Source organism: Methanobrevibacter sp. DSM 116169 (assembly GCF_046197865.1).
Taxonomy (GTDB): domain Archaea; phylum Methanobacteriota; class Methanobacteria; order Methanobacteriales; family Methanobacteriaceae; genus JAHKLT01.
Genome location: NZ_CP166990.1, coordinates 599,491 through 616,554, shown reverse-complemented (window position 1 = coordinate 616,554; position 17,064 = coordinate 599,491). Strand labels below are relative to the sequence as shown.

Here is a 17,064-nt window from a genome sequence, read left to right as displayed (position 1 = left end):
ACTATAATAATAGCTATTTTATAAAAAAATAAAATTAAGAGATTGCTTTTAAAATATCTCCATCAGAAATAATTCCAATTAAGCTACCTTCTTCAACAACAGGTAATTGATTAATGATTCCTTCTTCAGGAGCACTATCTTTCATGACTTTAATAGCATCTTTTAAGTTTTTATCAGAACTTATAGAAACAACATTCTTAACCATTACATCACAGACAGGAGTACCTAATTCATATTTATCTAAAATTAGATTATGACCTAAATCAGTAGCAGTAATAATTCCTACCATTTTATCATCTTCCATTACAGGCATTGCACTTATTTTATTTTTCATTAATTTTTCAAATGCAAAAACTACATCTTCAGATGAATCAACAGTTATTACATTAGTTTCCATTATATCTTTAATTTTTTTACTTAGCATTTTTCATGCCCCCATATTTCTCAGTTATATAAGAAATCATCATATCTACAGTTTTAATAACATCTACATTTTCAATAATAGCAGAATCATATTTTTCAGCCTGTTGAATTATGTAATTGTGGGTTCTTCTAATTGATTCAAAATTTTTTAAATACATTTCAAGAGGACGTTTAGCCCATCTTTCACGGGACCTTGCATAAAATCGCCCTTTATGAATGTCATCATCATTAAGACATAGGGTAAATAAAACAACATTTTCTTTTTCTACTAATTCTTGCTTTATAAATCCTGGAACAATATGTGCTCCTTCAATAACAATACTTATACCCTCTTTTAAAGCTCTTTCGATAACCGCATCAATACCTACACTAACAGTATCAACATGATTAATGAAACCAGCTAAAATTTTATCTTGTGGACCTGGAGGTAATACTCTCATAACCTTATAAGCTGTAAAACTTGATTCATGAAGAACTGGACTAAGTTCTTTAGAGACTATTTTACGCATTACTTCCCTAATCATGTCTGTACTAATCATATTTTTAATAGCTAAACGATTAGCAACTTCAAATGCAATAGATGAAGTTCCAACTCCAGAAGCACCACCAATTAATATTATCAAAGGATCTTTAACATTTCTAATTTTTCTCCAAATAATATATTTATTAGCTATTTGAGGGTCTTCTTTATTTAATTCTTTTACTACAATATCTACTAAATCTTCAATATCAATAGAAGAAACGTTATTTTCAATTAATTGTGCTTCTATATGAAATGCTAATCTATATGCTTTATTAGAACCTAAATCTGCAGTAGTAAGAGAACGGGCCAAAATACCTTTAGAAAAAGGTTCAGCATATTCTTTTCCATCAACATCTCCTCTTACCATAATCATTATAAAACACCTAATTAAATTTGAGAAATTATAATTTCACTAAAAATAAATTATAATTTTATTATAGATAAAATTTTTTATTTAATTCCAATAGAAAAAAGAAAGTGAAAAAAAATAAATTTAAACTTTAAAAAAAAGCTTTAAAATAATATAAATATTAAAATAAAGTTAATAAAATAAAAAAAGAATTATAATGAAATTATATTAATATCGAAGCTATTATCTTCATTAGTATCTATTAAAGTAGCACTGCCATGTTCTAACATTCCAGGATTTACAATAATAGTTCCACTCATCTCATCAATTGATTGAGCTTCATGAATATGACCACAAAGATTAATATCTATATTGAATTCTTGAATAATTCGTTTAATAGATTGACTACCAACATGATCTCCAGAACTAGTTAAATCTGCTTTTGTATCAGCTGGAGGAGCATGAGTTAATAATATTTTAATATTTTTCTTTTTATCATTAGCAACAAATTCATATTCAGAGAATAAGTCAAATAAATCATTATAGATTTTAGTTTCTTCAATTTCTCCAGGAGTATCAAAAGGAGTAGGGTTAGATCCACCATAACCAAAAATAACTAAATTCTCATAAGAAATAACTTTTTTATGAAGACAATATGCTCCACTTTCTTCAATTGCATTACAAATTCCATTTGGATCACAATTTCCAGGAATTGCAACTACATCGCAGTCACAATCTAATATTTTCCCTATAAAATCATTAACAAAATCCAAAGGACCGAAATCAGTTATATCTCCTGAAATAAGAACTAAATCAATATCATTATTATTTAAATAATTAATTAACTTATCATTTTCTTTACTGTGTACATCACTAATTACTAAAACTTTCATATAAATCACAACTAATTATTCACTGAAAAAAGGAGCCATCTCTTTTATTCCAGATTGAACATTATTTTTATCTCCATACATAGCTACTGTTTTATCATCATCAAATTCAATAATAACTCCATTATATTCAGCTATTTCTTGAACTCTTTCTTCAGCTAATGGATTTTTAAGATTTATTCTACTAGAAGACATTCCTGGAGGAGTATTAATTAAAAATTTTGATTTAGAGTTAGGCATTTCATATACTTGCTCGCCTTTATTTGCTCTTTTAAATTTATCAAACCATTCATCTAAATACTCTTCAGAAACTTTTTTTGCAATATCTAATAAAAATTCTTGAGATTCACGTAAAGACATATCAGCTCTTGCTAATTCATTAATCATATCTGGATGACTAGTATCTTTTTTATAAAAGTTAATTGATGACCTTGCAAGAGAAATATCTTTATTAATTTGATTAGGGATTTCATATCCCCTTTTTTTCAAATCTGTTAATAGATTTATAATAACCAACCAATTTTGTTCTGAGGGTAAACTCATAAGTGGCCACCTATAATCTTCAAAGTAGTATGATTAATTTTTGCATCAGCATCTTTTAATTCTTCTTTAATTTCATCTAAATTATCATAAGAATCTAAAAATAAAACATGATGACTATCAGTACCCGTAATATCCAATATAGCTATTTCATCATTATCATTAATCTCTCTTTTCTCAATAGTTGCTTTAAATTGAACGTAAGGACCGTATTCTTCGGGAAGATCCTTGAATCTAAAAATCCCACCTAATGTTGCTATAAACATATTATCACCACAAAACTAATTTCAATATATACTAACAATATTTACTTCATCATATATATTCTTATTTATCAAACAAAATTTGTTGAACAATTTTTAAAAGGTTACTTCTTAAGAGGGTATTGAATTTCAGTTATTAAATCTTCTTCATTAACATCATCAGGGCTATTATGATAAATATACCTTGGAGCATCAATAAGCTCTAAATTATTTTCTGTTAAATAATCTGATAATTTTATCATTGTTTCATCAATATTATCATAATTTCCAATGTGTTTAATAGATAATACTGTTTGTTCTGGAATTCTAATAAATTTAAACTCATCAGTTCCTTCAACTTCTTCTTCAATAGGAATTCCAAAATCATATATTACTTCATTATTTTCCAAATAATTTCTTGCAAATAAGTGATTAACAGGAGTTAAATTATTTTCTTCGATCCAATTAACAAGTTCTAATGTTAATTCATTAATATCTTCATTAGGATTTGAAAATTGTCTTATTACAGCATTTTGACTTTCTAATTTAATTTCTTTAAGATCATTATCCATATTATTTACTCCAAAAAATAAAGAATTTAATAAAATATATGAGAATTATAATATAAATAATTTTTAAAAAAAAATGAGAATAAAATTAAATTATTCTCATTAAAATACTAGTTGAATAATACTATCAATAAAATTTATATATCTTAAAAGACATACTATGATTTGTAAAGAATTGAGGGAATAAATCCCTCTTTCTTATATGAGCTGTTTGAGTATTTCAAGCGCTAACTTTAATATACTCATCAGCTCAATCAAATCATTTATTTTAATTGATATCAATCCTCCTAGTTTTTTACAGAAACAATAAAATATTTCTGCAATAATTGTATTATTTTAAAAGATATATAAGATTTTTCTAGAAAATAAAGACAAAATAGCTATAAAAACTGAATAAAATATACTAAAATAAAAAATTGTTATAAAACTGTAAAATTTATATAATAATAAAATAAGTATTTAAAAAAATAGTTAAAAAAAGTAAAAAAAGATAAATAAACAGCTTATTCAGCTGCGTTTTTATCTGCTGCTTCTACAAGTTTAGCAAGAGCTGGTTCAGAATCAATTAAGTGAGAATCTAAAGTTAATTCTCCTGAATCTAATCCCATAGCTAAACCGTATAATTGAGCTAAATGGAATACTGGAATGTCAAAATTAGTTCCGTATTTTTTGTTAACTTCAGTTTGACCTACATCAAATTGTAAATGACAGAATGGACAAACATTAACAACTGCGTCAACACCAGCAGCTTCCATGTTTTCGAGTTTTGTTTTTGTGTAGCTTAAAGTTACATCAATATCTCTTGAACGAAGTCCTCCGCCTGCACCACAACATAACATTTTTTCTTCGTATGGAACAGAGGTAGCACCAGTAATCTCTATAAGATCATCTAAAATTTGAGGATTTTCTGCAGATTCTTCAATACCTATCTCAGCAGTAGGTTTTAAGAAATGGCATCCATAGTGAGCAGCAACATTTAAGTTTAATGGTTTAGTGACAATTTCAGCGAGTTTTTCTGCACCAACATCATCTCTTAAAATTTGAGCAAAATGTTTTACATTAACTTCACCTTTGAATTCTCTGTCAACATCACCTAAAACTTGGTTGATTTCAGCTTTTTTCTCTTCATCTTCTTTTAACATGTGGTTACATTCAAATAAAGAACCAAAACAACCATTACATTCAGTCATGATATCCATACCCATGTCTTCAGCAATAGTTATGTTACGAGCTGCAATTGAAGCCCATGTTTTTTCATCGAAAGAACCAAATACACCAGGAGCAGGACAACAAGATGCTCCTTCCATATCTTTTAAATCAATACCAAGATTATCAAACAAAATTCTAGTTGCTTTTTCAATTCCTGGATAACGGTTGTTCATAATACAACCTAAGAAATATGCAATTTCCATTTTAATAACTCCTTAAAAAATTTATTCCTTTAAGTCACCGGTTGCTTTATCATAACCGATTAAACCATCAAAGCCTGTTTTTTCACAGATTGTTTGTACTTCTTTTAATGCTTCAGGGAATGAATGAGTAGTTGGAGGTAATTCACTTAAACCAACTCTTTTTCTTAATTCTTCTGTAGCTTCGTTAATAGGTACACCATGTCCAGTTTTAATTACGAATAAACCAGTTTTTCTGTGTGCTAAAGCCATGTAACCAGCTTGTGCTGCAACATTACGTGCTTTTTTAACAATATCCACAATTTTAATACTTCTAGGGCATCTTTCTTGGCAAGTGTAACAAGTAGTACACATCCATAAAGTATCATCAGTGATAACTTTTTCTTTTAATCCGAGAAGACATTTTCTTACGAGTTGTCTTACTTTATACGGAGTTCTTTTACCTGAAGGACATCCTCCACCACAAGTTCCACATTGGAAACAGTGTTCTACACTATCAATACCTGCATCAATAAACTCTTGTGTGAAACTTTTATCGATATCAGCATCAGTTAATACTTCTCTGTCTGTTAATAAAGTCATATTATCGCTCTTTTTAAATAGATTTTATAGGATTATTTTTTAGTAGTTTCCTTTTTATTTAAGAAAACTCCAAATCCTAATAATAAGTTTTGAAAAATTACTATATAAAGATTACTAAATTTTTCTAAGGTGTTATCTAAAAGGTTACACTATTTTAAAAAACTTTAAAAATATATACTAAAATATATTAAATTAATTATTAAAGAAATAAAGGATTTGATTAAAATAAATATAGAAATAAAAAGTCATGATGGACCAGGACGTTTTGGAAAGCTTGAAGGTAAACAAACACCAACAATAATCGATAAAGATGAATATAAAATAGCTCCAGATGAAAGTTCTAGCTATAATATCCAAAAAGAAATAGCTGAATTATGTGTTAGAAAAACAATTGAAAAAGCTAAAATAGCTATCCAATCTGATGAAAATTATAATGTAGCTGTTGTTCAAGGCTCTAAATATATTGATTTAAGGGTTAAATGTATAAAAGAACTTGAAAATTTAGGATATTCTGCTTTTATAATAGCTAATGGAGATGATTTATTATTAAATTCAAGAGATTTAGTTGAACTAATAGTAAATTTAAGAGAAAACATTAGCCCAAATAGTATATTAATATTTCCATTTGCAGAACCATCATTTATTCCTATTTTATCTTATATGGGAATTGATGGATTTTTTAATGATTGTGCAGATTATTATAGCTATTTAAATGTTTTACTTACTCCAACAAAAACATATGATTTAAATGAATATAAAATATATGAAAATAAGACTAAAGAAGAAATAGCTAAATATAATGAAGATACAATTGATTTTGTATTAAAAGAAGTTAGAGCACATATGAAAAATAGATCTCTTAGAAATTTAGTAGAAGAAAGATCACTAACAAGTCCTCAAAATTTGAGTACTCTTAAAATATTAGATAAAAAGTATAAAGATTATTTATTAAAATATACACAAATATATTAAAATTATTAAAAAAATTAAAAAATTTAAAAAATTTAAAAAAAGAATGAAAAATAATATTAATAGTTAATATTATTCATAATTTGTAGCTTTTTCTTCAAAGTAAGCTCTTGGATGAGCACATACAGGACAGTCTCCTTCAGGAGGTTCTGTTCCTACATGAATATGTCCACAATTAGAACAAATCCAAGTAATTTCTTCTCCTTTTTTAAAGACAGTTCCAGCTTTAACATTTTCAGCTAATAACCTGTATCTTTCATCGTGATGCTTTTCAATATTAGCAACCATTCTAAATAATGAAGCTAATTCTTCGAAACCTTCTTTATCAGCTGTTTCTGCAAATCCTTTGTACATTTCTGTCCATTCGTATTTTTCACCAGCAGCAGCTTCTAAAAGTAAAGCTTCAGTATCTGAGAAATCTTCACCATGTAAAATTTTAAGCCATAATTTTGCATGTTCATTTTCATTATGTGCTGTTTCTTGGAAAATCTTTTGAATTTGAACGTATCCATTAGATTTTGCTCTACTTGCAAAGATAGTATATTTAGTATTTGCAGTAGACTCACCTTTAAAAGCTTCCATTAAGTTTTTTTCAGTCTGAGTTCCTTTTAATTTGTCTACAATTACTTCACTTAAAATTTTTGACATTTATTTCATCTCCACTATATAAATAATATAATATATATTAAGTAATCTATTTAAATCTTTTTATTTTATTTAAATTAGGTATACCTTAAATTCATAATACTATTTTTACTTAAAAGTAAAATAAAAGAATATAAAAAGTTATTATAAGAAAATAAGCTATTATACTAGAAAAAATTTATTAAAATTATTATTTTTCATAAGCTCTATTTGATTTCTATTATATTATAGTAAAAATAATATTTTTTTGAGGAATAAAAAAATGCAGAAGAACTTATTTAACAATTTTAAAGAAGATAGCATCATATTTAAAAATAAAGAAGTATTTACTGTAAATTACATTCCTGAGATTTATAAATATCGAAATCATCAATTAGAAGCTATGGCCTTTTATTCAAAAAGAGTAGAACAAGATATAGCTCCTAGTAATATGATGCTTAAAGGGAACAATGCAACGGGAAAAACCACAACAGTTAAAACATATTTTAAATTAATATCTGAAGCTTATAATAATGTTAAATGTATTTATATTAATTGTCAACACTACAGAACAGAATATACAATACTTTCTAAAATTTATAAAGAAATAATTAACACTAATATAACTTTAAGTGGCCTTACAACATTAGATATTTATAATGAAATAATGGAATATGTTTTAAAAAATAAAAAAATACTAATAATAGCTTTTGATGATTATGGTTTTTTAAAAAATATAAATGAATTAAATAAAACCTTTTATAGTTTATCTAGGGCTCATGAAACATTTGATGATGTTAAAATATCAATTATAGCTATAAGTTCTATAAAAAGAAATATTAATTTAGACTCATCAGTTGATACAATTTTTTTACCTATAGAAATTAAGTTTCCTTTTTACAGATATGAAGAAATATTCAGTATATTAAAACAAAGATGTGATTTAGGATTTTATTGCGATGTTATAAATGATAATATTCTTGATAAAGTTGTTAAAAATACATTTAGAAAAGGTAATTTAAGATATGGCATAAAAAAGCTATTGGAACTTGGAGAAATTGCAGATAGAAAAGATGAAACTAAAATCGAGTTTTAATCTTTTATATCATCAGAACTTTCAATATATTTTGAAAAATGTTGTGGAAGTTTTGTATTTACTTTTTTAATAATTTCATTTGTATCAAGTTCTAAATTTTTAGAAGATATTAAATCATTAGGATCAAAATCAAATTCAAAAGGTTTGATTAAATCATTAGTTGATACTTTTAAATTAATCTTATTTTTATAAAGCATCATTTTAAAGACATTTGTATTTCGAATTTCTTCATTAATCTCATCAACTGTCTTATTTATATCGAATGCTATAGCTTTATTGCGTTCATTTACTTCAATTTTACTTTTATCAATATTTTTATTAATCTCATTTACAAGTTCAAAATTTCTTTCATTAATATTACGGCGAGCCTCATCAATAACAGTCTCAACAATATCATAAACAGTTTTATTCATTTCAACATTATATGCCAAAATCATCTTGTTTTTATAATCTAGCTCTTTATAGATATCTACTCTTTCATCATCAATAGAATTAATTTTATCTTGTAAATTTTGAATTTTATTCTTCTCATCTAAAAGTTCACTTTGAAGATTATTAAATTTATTTTCAAATTCATCTGCTTTAGATTTAAGTTTTTCATAATCATTAATATCTAATACAACAACAGAATCATTTTCATCAAAAGAATCATCATCTTCTAAAATAATGTGTTTTTTGGATTCATTGGTATTTAAAACTTTTACAGTTCTAATTTTGGAATCTTTCATAATATAAGTTTTATAATTTATAACTAATTAAATTTTTTATTTTTTAATATCATATGATTCTCCATTAAAACCATTAGCTATTTCATTATCAATCCATAAATTCATAGCCTCATCAATAGCTTTAGAATACCACCCACTTTTAAAAAAGAACTTTGTTGATGCAATTTTTCTAAATTCTAAGTCTGTATCAATTTTTACACTGATTGTTACACGCTTTGTTTTTTTCATATTTATTAATAATTTTAACTAATAAATAAATTAACTAGTGTTTTTGTGCTTAAATTTAATTGTGCATTTAAGAAAAGTGTATAAAAATTAAAAAATATCTTTAAAAAGAAAAATAAGAAAAATAAAATAAAAATTACTTGAAATTATTATATTTAAACATCATCTAAAATTTCTTTAGGAGCACCAGCTATTTCAACTAAATATTCTGCTTCAACAATATGTAAATCAGCAGGTATTAGAATACAATGTAAAGGAGAACCAAAATCTTCATTAATTAAATCTGAAATTTTTGATGCTTTAACAGATACATCTTTTGAACCAACACGAGCAATACCAATAGCTAATGTATCTTCTGTAACTTTACCTTTATAATCTAAGTCATCTTTAATATCAAGTAAAAGTTTAAGACCTTCATTAACCGTCATATACTTATCTTTATCTGCTTGAATATCTAGTAAAACTAAAGTATGTAAATTCATTTTTAGATTTTCTTCAATAACTACATAAGGAGATTTAGGTTTATAATTATAATCAGGAAAAGGGATTGTTGTAACTTTACCAAACTTGTATCCTTGCAATCCTGAAATAGCAGGGCCAGAAGATAAAATAGATGAACCATGAATTACTTCATATGGAATGTTTTGACGTGCACATTCAACTAAAAAATCACTATGAGTTGTAGCTATTAAAGGATCTCCACCAGTAACAAGTGCAACATTTTTAGATTTAGCTTCTTTAAGGAAAATTGATTCTTCTTCTACTTCATTTCTAGATAATACTTTAATTTTTTTACCTACAAGATTTTCAATAGATTCTAAACTAGATCCAAATAAATTAGATGTGAAAAATTCAGCATAAATAACATCTACATTTTTTAAGCATTCTAACCCTTTTAAACTAATATCATTAATATCAAATAATCCTAATCCTACAAGATAAAACATAGTAAAACCTTTAATTTTTATTACTTATTAAATTTCTTAATAGTAATAATAGTAAACATAAGTTCGCTCTTGTTGATAACTTGGTGTTTTATAAGTTTCATAAGTATAAGTTTCCTTTTCAGTTTTAAGTTCATAATACATTTCTTCAATTCTCTTCTCAGATAATGAAGGATATTTAACTTTTAACTCTTCTAAAGTTAATTCTTTATCTGGTAAATTTTGAATTACTTCATAATTTCTAGTACTTACATTATATTTAACAGTAGAATTATTATATGATTTATTTACAGGTACATAATATTTAGTTTTATTAGTTGAATTATTAAATGAATTATTTTCATTATTATCGTTAGAATCATTAGCTAGTGCTAAGAAAAGAAATAAAACTGATAACAATACTATAATAATTATAATAATTAATATTTTTTTATTCATGAAAATCCCCTAAATAATGATAATATTTATTAATAAATATAATTTTCTAATAAAAAATAATAATATAAATAAAAATTAAAATATTATTAATTACTTTAAAATTGATAAAATGAAAGCTGTTAAAACTCCAATAAAAAACTTAAATGATTTAAGAATCGAATTAATTGAGAAAAAATTAATGGATATGAGTTATAAAATCAAAACAGATAAAAATTACGGTTATATTCCAATAAAGGATGAAAATAATATAAACCCTAATCTAGAAATTGTAGATATTGATTTAGTTAAAGTAGAGCTATTTCCTAAAAATTTTACAGAATTATTAGAAGATAAATTAAACAATAAAGAACTAGAAGATCTTAAAACTTCTTTTGATATTATTGGAGATATTGTAATTTTAGAAATTCCAGAAAATCTAGAAAAACATAAAAAAGATATTGGAAAAGCTACATTAAACTTTACAAAAAGAAAATCAGTTTATATGAAAAAAAGTCCAATACAAGGAACTACAAGAGTAAGGCAATTAGAATTTCTAAAAGGAGATGAAAATCCTGTAACCATTCATAAAGAACATGGAAATAGATTAAAATTAGATGTATCGAAAGTTTATTTCTCACCACGTCTTGCTACAGAACGCTTAAGAGTAGCTGAAAGTGTTCAAAACAATGAAAAAATATTAGATATGTTTTGCGGGATTGGACCCTTCCCAATTATAATAGCTAGCAGGAAAAATGTTAAAATTACAGCAGTTGATATAAATAAAGATGCTATTAAATATTTAAATGAAAATATTGATTTAAATAAATTAAAAGGTAATATCACACCGATTAATAATGATATAACAAAAATAAATTTCAAAAATAAATTTGATAGAATTTTAATGAATTTACCTGGAACAGCTTATAAGTTTCTAGATTTAGCTATTGATTTAATAAAAAATAATGGAATTATAAATTATTATGAGTTTTCGAAAGATTATGAACAGGGGATTAATAGAATAAAAGAAGCTGCATCTAAAAAAAATAAAAATGTAGAAATAATTTCTACACGTAAAGTTAAATCAAATAGTCCTGGAATGTGGCATGTAGCTATTGATGCTAAGATTTCTGATTAAAATCAAGTAAATCTTCAACATCACTAACATCCATTCTAATTATAAGGAAATAAGATACTATTATCCATAATAAGTTAAAGAGTACTATTAATATTAAATGTAGGCCAAATGGCATTCCTGCAGAACCTGGAACCAAATAAGGCATAGAATATGCAGGGAAGTTTAATATAATATGTAATACTATTACAGACCATAAACTTTTAGTTTTAATATAAATTACAGAAAGTAGTATTCCCATAACAGATGCATACATTACTTGAACTAAAGATCCAAATAAATTACCATTAATAGCTGAGATAATATGCAATCCACCAAATATAAAGGATGAAAAAACTATTGATATTACCATTCCTCTTTTAGTATTTCCCCATTTTTTTAACATATTAGTTAAAAGAAAACCTCTACATAATGTTTCTTCCCATAATCCAATAGAAAGACAATATAAAAGAGTGTTTATCATAGGAATTAATCCAATAACAATTGTTTTATCTGGAGTAATAATAAATATTAAAAGCATTTGTACTACTGTAAATATAAGTAAACTAATTCCTAAAACCAACCCTTTTTGAACACCGCTAATATTCCAAGGTATATTATCAAATAAGCCTATACTTTTAAGTAATATTAATATAAACAATAAAGCTATAAAGTTATTTATAGCTGATAAGAAGTATTCAATACTAGGGATAGCTAAAATCTCAGGTGGAATAAAGAGTGATGTAAATATTGTTAAAAATCCAAATCCAAATATAAAAACAAAAACACAGCTAACGATTAAACTAAATATAACAATATGCTTTTGTGAAAATCTATCACTATCATACAAAATAATCACCCACTAAATAGGATCAATAATTCCGTCTTCTGTAATAATACCTGTAATTAATTCTTTAGGAACAATGTCAAAAGCAGGATTAATTACTTCAGTATTTTCAGGACAAATTCTACATCCACCGTAATGAGTTACCTCATCAGCAGATCTCTCTTCAATTTCTGTATCAAAAACTGAATTATTCATATCAAAAGTAGATAATGGTGCAGCTACATAAAAAGGAATATCAAAGTATTTTGCAGATAATGCAACAAGTAGGGAACCTATTTTATTAACTACTCCTCCTTTAGCTATTCTATCAGCACCTATTACTATTTTATCGATTTTATCAATAGACATTAAATATCCAGAAGCTACATCAGGAATTAGTTTAACAGGAATGCCTTCTTCTTGTAATTCCCATACACTTAGTCTTGCTCCTTGGCCTCTAGGACGAGTTTCATCACAAATTACATTTATATCTTTACCTTCATTAAATGCTGATCTAATAACACCTAATGCAGTTCCATATTCAACACAAGCTAATGCACCTGCATTACAATGAGTAAGAATTGTATCTCCATCTTCGATTATTTTTGAACCAAAATTGCCAATAGCTATATTCGTTTCAATGTCTTCATTATATATATTTAGTGCTTCTTCAAGAGGATTATCACTATTATATACTCTATCAACTGCCCAAAAGAGATTAATAGCTGTAGGTCTTGAAGATTTTATCTCATCAGCTGCTTTTTTAAGATCGTCATTGTTAATAAAAGCTAGTGCCATTGCAAATGCTGCTGCAACACCAATAGCTGGAGCTCCTCGAACTGTCATATTATCAATAGCTTCAATTACTTCTTGATAATTTGTGCAGTAAACATAAGTCAGTTCATCTGGAATTTTTCGCTGGTCAATAAGTTTTAGCTGATTATCTATCCATTCTATAGTTTTCAAATTTAAACCTCCAAAAAATTTATTTTTAAAATAAAACCAAAAAGTGAATTTAATTTTTATAAAAACACTTTTTAAATACATATAAGTTTTTACATATATAATTTTTACTAAAAAATAAATATTTACATAGAATTAATAAATTTAAAAGATTTAAAAAAAATCTGAATAAATTAAAAAATAAACTAATAAAAACTAAATTATCTAAAATAGGTAAAAAAATAAAAATAAGGACATAACTTGTTAGTTTCTAATTTTTTACTTATATAATAAATATAAATATTTAGTTATGCCCTATAATGAAATAGTGCCCTCAGAATCCATTTCATTATGATGTAAAACACATCATAAATAATTTTTATTTTAAAATCATATAAATATTTCTATTAAAGTTTAAAAAAGATAAAAAAAATTTAGATAAGGTTAAAAATTTAATAATGACTTTGAGGAGTAATACCTAAATGATGGTCATGTTTTTTATCACCAGGAACACCATATGCATCTGCTCTACATTGAGTACATGCTCTAAATACTGGTATAATCTCTTCAACCTCTTCACGAGTTTTTTCCATTAAAGCACAATCAGGTTTAGAATAATCTTTCATTTTATTTAATGGAATTAAAGGTAAGACATTCATTAAAGATGCACCACGTTTTTTAACTTCTTTAGCTATTTCAACAACATGTTCATCATTTAAACCTGGAATTAGAACAGTATTTACTTTAACAACCATTCCATTTTTAGTTGCCTTTTCAATTCCTTCAAGTTGATTTTTAATTAAAATTTCAACTGCTTCTTTTCCTTTATAGACTTTATCATCAAGTTTAATAAATGAATAAATATCTTTAGCTATTTCAGGATCAACAGCATTAACAGTAACAGTAACAGAATTAACTCCAAGTTCAGCTAATTTATCAGCATATTTTGGAAGTAAAAGACCATTAGTACTTAAACACTTAATTAAATCACTATGTTCTTTATTTAATTTATCAAAAAATTCAAATGTTTCAGGATTTTCTAAAGAATCTCCAGGACCTGCAACACCAACAACAGAAATTGGTCCTTCAGAAGTTACATCAGCTACATGTTCAATAGCTTCATCAGCATTCATTACACAAGATGCAACACCAGGTCTATCTTCATCATCATTAATATCCCTAGTACAGAAGTTACAGAAGATATTACATTTAGGAGCTATAGGTACATGAGCTCTTCCAACTTTATCATGCATTTTTTCATTGAAACAAGGATGTGCTTTAGTAATATGTGCAAATTTTGAACCATCATGTTCATTCATAAAATCACCTTTATAATAATAATTATGTTTTAATATGTACGAACTAAGTATTAAACTTTTCTAATTAACTTAGTTCACTAATAAATTCATTAGCCTTTTCAATCCATTCATCTTTAATTAACTCATCAGTAGCTACTAATACAATGATATTTTCCTTAGATAAATCTTTAGTAATTCTAAAACCCTCAGGAAGTATTCTAAAAGCCGCATCATAAACTTTCTTTTTTAAATTAACTTCTGAGTTATCAACAATTAAATCATTTAATTCTAATTGATTACCTTCTAATACTATATTATTTCTATCAGGTTGATAAATACTTTCTCTAGGGAAAATACTCCATAGTTTACTTAAAATATTAGGTAAATAATTCTCATTATCAATAATAATATTAGTTTTATCAAGTTCTTTATCAAACTCCAAAGTAGCAACTTCATTTAAATGAATAGACTTTCCTGTTTTTCTCATTTTAATAGCTAATATAAATACTGCTTCATCAGGATTTGCAAATGCTCTTAAATCATCTACAGAAGGCCCAAGTACAAGATCTTGAAATATTTGCTTAATAATCATTTCATATACTTCAGCACCCTTCTCATCATAGCATTCAACTAACATAATATCACCTATTTTTCATCTTGCCTAGTTCCCATACCAGAAACAAGTAAAGCAGCACCTACAGCACCAATATGCTGAGAATATTCTGGCACTACAACATTAATTCCACCTAAAATATCACTAACAGCTTGAACAAGACCAGAAATTAAAGATGTTCCGCCTACTTGTATTAAAGGTTCTCTTATATCAATTTCTTGAAGTTGTTGTTCATAAACTTGTTCTGCAACAGAATGACATGCAGCTGCAGCAGCATCTTCTTTAGATCCCCCAGCAGCAAGAGTAGTAACAAGGTCCTGAATACCAAATACAATACAATAACTATTTAAAACAGCTCTTTTATAATCTCCTTTAAGAGCTAAAGGGCCTAATTCAGTTATATCTACATCTAAACGTCTTGCAGTCATGTCTAAAAATCTCCCAGAAGCACCTGCACAAATACCGCCCATAGTAAAGTTATCTGGAATTCCATTATTAACAGTAATTACTTTATTATCCATACCACCAATATCTAATACAGTTGCTTCACCCTTTTGATGGCCTGCTAAATATACTGCTCCTTTAGCATTAACAGATAATTCTTCCTGAATAAGTTCAGCTTTAAGTTTTTTACCAATATTTAAACGACCATAACCTGTTGTTCCAATACCATCTACATCAGTAATTTTATATCCTGTACCTTCAAAAGCTTCATTAGCAGCAATATCTACAGATTCCATAATATCTTTTGTAGCTGTCCAACCAGTACCAAGCACTTTATTATTTTCCATTAAAACAACTTTTGTAGTAGTAGAACCAGAATCAATACCTAATGTAAGGCCTTCTTGTTTTTCCCTAGCTAAAATACTACGACGAGCTACAGTTGTAGTTAAAGCTTCCATACGAATAAAAAGCTCATCAGCTTTTGTTCGCTCAGTAAAAGAATATGTGACAACTGGAATTCTAGTATTTTTTTGAATAAACTTTCTTACTTCATTTCTAACAAGTGCACCTTCAGCACATCTAAAACAAGTAGCTATAAATACAGCATCAGCCTTAGTTTTTCCTTCAACAATAGACATAGCTCTAGCTATCATTAATTTTAAACTAGAACTTTGAGCAGAAAATCCAAATTTTTCACTAGCTTCATTAATATAATCTAAATCAATTTCAGGCAAAACAATTTCTGCTCCAAAAGTATTAGCAGCTTTTTCAATTTCTTTTTGAATACCACTGTATTCTGTTCCACATGAAATAAGTGTAATTTTAACCATTTAACTGTCCTCCTTATCAAGAGAATCTAAAAAATCATTTATTTTATTAACCATATCTAAAGTTTCATCTCTAGATGAGGGATATTCAATTTCTAAAATAGGCATCCCTTTATTTCTAAGTAAGAAAGTAGCTAGTTCATTAGTTCTAGCACATCCTACACAACCGAAACCAAAAGGTGCATCATCAACAATAATAGCTGCATCAGCTTCATCAATAATAGGTCCGATTAATGACATTCTTCCCCTAACACCTGATGGAACTTCAATAGCTGCATATTTAAGTCCTTTAATAGGATCTTCTTCAGTAATATTCATTGGAGGCGAATCTATTTCAGGATCTTTTACTTTTTTTCTAACTTCTTTTTGCAAGGCAAGTGGAGTGTGACCTTTTCTTTCAATTAAATCTGCTAAAATTAAAGAATTTGGAGGGTAAATAGCTACGTTAACCATAATATCATCTCAACATAATA

21 protein-coding genes and 1 pseudogene are annotated in these 17,064 nt (G+C 26.4%); 3 read left to right on the top strand and 19 right to left on the bottom strand.

All coding sequences use genetic code 11. From position 1 onward, the window contains the following. Nucleotides 1–34 precede the first annotated feature (34 nt). The 8 genes and pseudogenes from ACA134_RS03245 to hdrC form a co-directional block, all read right to left on the bottom strand. Nucleotides 35–424, bottom strand: coding sequence for a CBS domain-containing protein (locus ACA134_RS03245; RefSeq protein WP_409200751.1), 390 nt, complete (start codon nt 422–424; stop codon nt 35–37). Further along, nucleotides 414–1,319 (bottom strand): 2-phosphoglycerate kinase, encoded by a 906-nt coding sequence (locus tag ACA134_RS03240; protein ID WP_409200750.1) that lies wholly within the window; start codon nt 1,317–1,319, stop codon nt 414–416. The genes ACA134_RS03245 and ACA134_RS03240 overlap by 11 nt, the downstream gene beginning before the upstream one ends. 188 nt (nt 1,320–1,507) lie before the next feature. After that, nucleotides 1,508–2,188, bottom strand: a complete 681-nt coding sequence (locus tag ACA134_RS03235; protein ID WP_409200749.1) for a metallophosphoesterase — start codon at nt 2,186–2,188, stop codon at nt 1,508–1,510. A gap of 15 nt (nt 2,189–2,203) precedes the next feature. Further along, nucleotides 2,204–2,728 (bottom strand): DUF2096 domain-containing protein, encoded by a 525-nt coding sequence (locus tag ACA134_RS03230; protein ID WP_409200748.1) that lies wholly within the window; start codon nt 2,726–2,728, stop codon nt 2,204–2,206. Further along, nucleotides 2,725–2,991: a DUF749 domain-containing protein gene (locus ACA134_RS03225; protein ID WP_409200747.1), complete on the bottom strand. Its 267-nt coding sequence runs from the start codon at nt 2,989–2,991 to the stop codon at nt 2,725–2,727. Before ACA134_RS03225 ends, ACA134_RS03230 begins: the two co-directional genes overlap by 4 nt. Nucleotides 2,992–3,092: 101 nt before the next feature. Further along, nucleotides 3,093–3,539 (bottom strand): GyrI-like domain-containing protein, encoded by a 447-nt coding sequence (locus ACA134_RS03220; protein ID WP_409200746.1) that lies wholly within the window; start codon nt 3,537–3,539, stop codon nt 3,093–3,095. Nucleotides 3,540–4,039: 500 nt separating this feature from the next. Continuing rightward, nucleotides 4,040–4,948 (bottom strand): CoB--CoM heterodisulfide reductase subunit B, encoded by a 909-nt coding sequence (hdrB, locus tag ACA134_RS03215; RefSeq protein ID WP_409200745.1) that lies wholly within the window; start codon nt 4,946–4,948, stop codon nt 4,040–4,042. Between the two features lie 21 nt (nt 4,949–4,969). Continuing rightward, nucleotides 4,970–5,542 (bottom strand): annotated as a pseudogene (hdrC, locus tag ACA134_RS03210) (CoB--CoM heterodisulfide reductase subunit C); the annotation flags it as partial. Between the two features lie 204 nt (nt 5,543–5,746). Here hdrC and ACA134_RS03205 point away from each other — a divergent pair. Then, the gene (locus tag ACA134_RS03205; RefSeq protein WP_409201059.1) at nt 5,747–6,499 is read left to right on the top strand and encodes an archaeosine tRNA-ribosyltransferase; all 753 of its coding nucleotides are present in this window, start codon (nt 5,747–5,749) and stop codon (nt 6,497–6,499) included. Between the two features lie 69 nt (nt 6,500–6,568). On the opposite strand, the gene rbr is transcribed toward ACA134_RS03205, so the two are convergent. Further along, nucleotides 6,569–7,144: a rubrerythrin gene (gene rbr / locus ACA134_RS03200; protein ID WP_409200744.1), complete on the bottom strand. Its 576-nt coding sequence runs from the start codon at nt 7,142–7,144 to the stop codon at nt 6,569–6,571. Nucleotides 7,145–7,403: 259 nt separating this feature from the next. On the opposite strand from rbr, the gene ACA134_RS03195 reads away from it, so the two are divergent. Continuing rightward, nucleotides 7,404–8,216: an AAA family ATPase gene (locus ACA134_RS03195; RefSeq protein WP_409200743.1), complete on the top strand. Its 813-nt coding sequence runs from the start codon at nt 7,404–7,406 to the stop codon at nt 8,214–8,216. Here the strand turns inward: ACA134_RS03195 and ACA134_RS03190 are convergent. From ACA134_RS03190 to ACA134_RS03175, 4 genes are all read right to left on the bottom strand, one after another. Continuing rightward, the gene (locus tag ACA134_RS03190) at nt 8,213–8,944 is read right to left on the bottom strand and encodes a hypothetical protein (RefSeq protein ID WP_409200742.1); all 732 of its coding nucleotides are present in this window, start codon (nt 8,942–8,944) and stop codon (nt 8,213–8,215) included. The genes ACA134_RS03195 and ACA134_RS03190 overlap by 4 nt on opposite strands. 36 nt (nt 8,945–8,980) lie before the next feature. Continuing rightward, complete coding sequence (locus ACA134_RS03185; protein ID WP_409200741.1) at nt 8,981–9,172, bottom strand: hypothetical protein; 192 nt, start codon at nt 9,170–9,172, stop codon at nt 8,981–8,983. A 152-nt stretch (nt 9,173–9,324) separates the two neighbouring features. Then, a complete protein-coding gene (gene dph5, locus ACA134_RS03180) occupies nt 9,325–10,116 on the bottom strand; it encodes a diphthine synthase (RefSeq protein ID WP_409200740.1) in 792 nt (263 codons plus the stop codon). Nucleotides 10,117–10,152: 36 nt separating this feature from the next. Then, nucleotides 10,153–10,551 carry a hypothetical protein gene (locus ACA134_RS03175; protein WP_409200739.1) on the bottom strand — a complete coding sequence of 133 codons (399 nt, stop codon included), beginning with the start codon at nt 10,549–10,551 and terminating at the stop codon, nt 10,153–10,155. Nucleotides 10,552–10,660: 109 nt separating this feature from the next. On the opposite strand from ACA134_RS03175, the gene ACA134_RS03170 reads away from it, so the two are divergent. Further along, nucleotides 10,661–11,665: a class I SAM-dependent methyltransferase gene (locus ACA134_RS03170; protein ID WP_409200738.1), complete on the top strand. Its 1,005-nt coding sequence runs from the start codon at nt 10,661–10,663 to the stop codon at nt 11,663–11,665. Here the strand turns inward: ACA134_RS03170 and ACA134_RS03165 are convergent. The 6 genes from ACA134_RS03165 to ACA134_RS03140 form a co-directional block, all read right to left on the bottom strand. Beyond that, nucleotides 11,649–12,491, bottom strand: a complete 843-nt coding sequence (locus tag ACA134_RS03165) for a lysostaphin resistance A-like protein (RefSeq protein ID WP_409200737.1) — start codon at nt 12,489–12,491, stop codon at nt 11,649–11,651. The genes ACA134_RS03170 and ACA134_RS03165 overlap by 17 nt on opposite strands. Before the next feature lie 12 nt (nt 12,492–12,503). Beyond that, on the bottom strand, nt 12,504–13,433 hold the full coding sequence (gene mtnA, locus ACA134_RS03160) for an S-methyl-5-thioribose-1-phosphate isomerase (RefSeq protein WP_409200736.1): 930 nt from the start codon (nt 13,431–13,433) through the stop codon (nt 12,504–12,506). Nucleotides 13,434–13,861: 428 nt separating this feature from the next. Continuing rightward, entirely contained in the window at nt 13,862–14,728 is an 867-nt protein-coding gene (locus tag ACA134_RS03155; RefSeq protein WP_409200735.1) for a radical SAM protein, read from the bottom strand. A 64-nt stretch (nt 14,729–14,792) separates the two neighbouring features. Further along, on the bottom strand, nt 14,793–15,344 hold the full coding sequence (locus ACA134_RS03150; RefSeq protein WP_409200734.1) for a methanogenesis marker 17 protein: 552 nt from the start codon (nt 15,342–15,344) through the stop codon (nt 14,793–14,795). Between the two features lie 8 nt (nt 15,345–15,352). Beyond that, on the bottom strand, nt 15,353–16,594 hold the full coding sequence (locus ACA134_RS03145; RefSeq protein WP_409200733.1) for a methanogenesis marker 15 protein: 1,242 nt from the start codon (nt 16,592–16,594) through the stop codon (nt 15,353–15,355). Continuing rightward, nucleotides 16,595–17,044, bottom strand: a complete 450-nt coding sequence (locus tag ACA134_RS03140; protein WP_409200732.1) for a methanogenesis marker 5 protein — start codon at nt 17,042–17,044, stop codon at nt 16,595–16,597. It abuts the gene before it with no gap. Nucleotides 17,045–17,064 lie beyond the last annotated feature (20 nt).

Coding starts and splice junctions, on each gene's coding strand:
- ACA134_RS03230 (WP_409200748.1), bottom strand. CDS start 2,728: ATGAGTTTACCCTCAGAACAAAATTGGTTGGTTATTATAAATCTATTA.
- ACA134_RS03225 (WP_409200747.1), bottom strand. CDS start 2,991: ATGTTTATAGCAACATTAGGTGGGATTTTTAGATTCAAGGATCTTCCC.
- ACA134_RS03240 (WP_409200750.1), bottom strand. CDS start 1,319: ATGATTATGGTAAGAGGAGATGTTGATGGAAAAGAATATGCTGAACCT.
- rbr (WP_409200744.1), bottom strand. CDS start 7,144: ATGTCAAAAATTTTAAGTGAAGTAATTGTAGACAAATTAAAAGGAACT.
- ACA134_RS03150 (WP_409200734.1), bottom strand. CDS start 15,344: ATGTTAGTTGAATGCTATGATGAGAAGGGTGCTGAAGTATATGAAATG.
- ACA134_RS03155 (WP_409200735.1), bottom strand. CDS start 14,728: ATGAATGAACATGATGGTTCAAAATTTGCACATATTACTAAAGCACAT.
- ACA134_RS03140 (WP_409200732.1), bottom strand. CDS start 17,044: ATGGTTAACGTAGCTATTTACCCTCCAAATTCTTTAATTTTAGCAGAT.
- ACA134_RS03220 (WP_409200746.1), bottom strand. CDS start 3,539: ATGGATAATGATCTTAAAGAAATTAAATTAGAAAGTCAAAATGCTGTA.
- ACA134_RS03185 (WP_409200741.1), bottom strand. CDS start 9,172: ATGAAAAAAACAAAGCGTGTAACAATCAGTGTAAAAATTGATACAGAC.
- ACA134_RS03235 (WP_409200749.1), bottom strand. CDS start 2,188: ATGAAAGTTTTAGTAATTAGTGATGTACACAGTAAAGAAAATGATAAG.
- hdrB (WP_409200745.1), bottom strand. CDS start 4,948: ATGGAAATTGCATATTTCTTAGGTTGTATTATGAACAACCGTTATCCA.
- dph5 (WP_409200740.1), bottom strand. CDS start 10,116: ATGTTTTATCTTGTAGGATTAGGATTATTTGATATTAATGATATTAGT.
- ACA134_RS03170 (WP_409200738.1), top strand. CDS start 10,661: ATGAAAGCTGTTAAAACTCCAATAAAAAACTTAAATGATTTAAGAATC.
- ACA134_RS03190 (WP_409200742.1), bottom strand. CDS start 8,944: ATGAAAGATTCCAAAATTAGAACTGTAAAAGTTTTAAATACCAATGAA.
- ACA134_RS03175 (WP_409200739.1), bottom strand. CDS start 10,551: ATGAATAAAAAAATATTAATTATTATAATTATTATAGTATTGTTATCA.
- ACA134_RS03245 (WP_409200751.1), bottom strand. CDS start 424: ATGCTAAGTAAAAAAATTAAAGATATAATGGAAACTAATGTAATAACT.
- ACA134_RS03145 (WP_409200733.1), bottom strand. CDS start 16,594: ATGGTTAAAATTACACTTATTTCATGTGGAACAGAATACAGTGGTATT.
- ACA134_RS03195 (WP_409200743.1), top strand. CDS start 7,404: ATGCAGAAGAACTTATTTAACAATTTTAAAGAAGATAGCATCATATTT.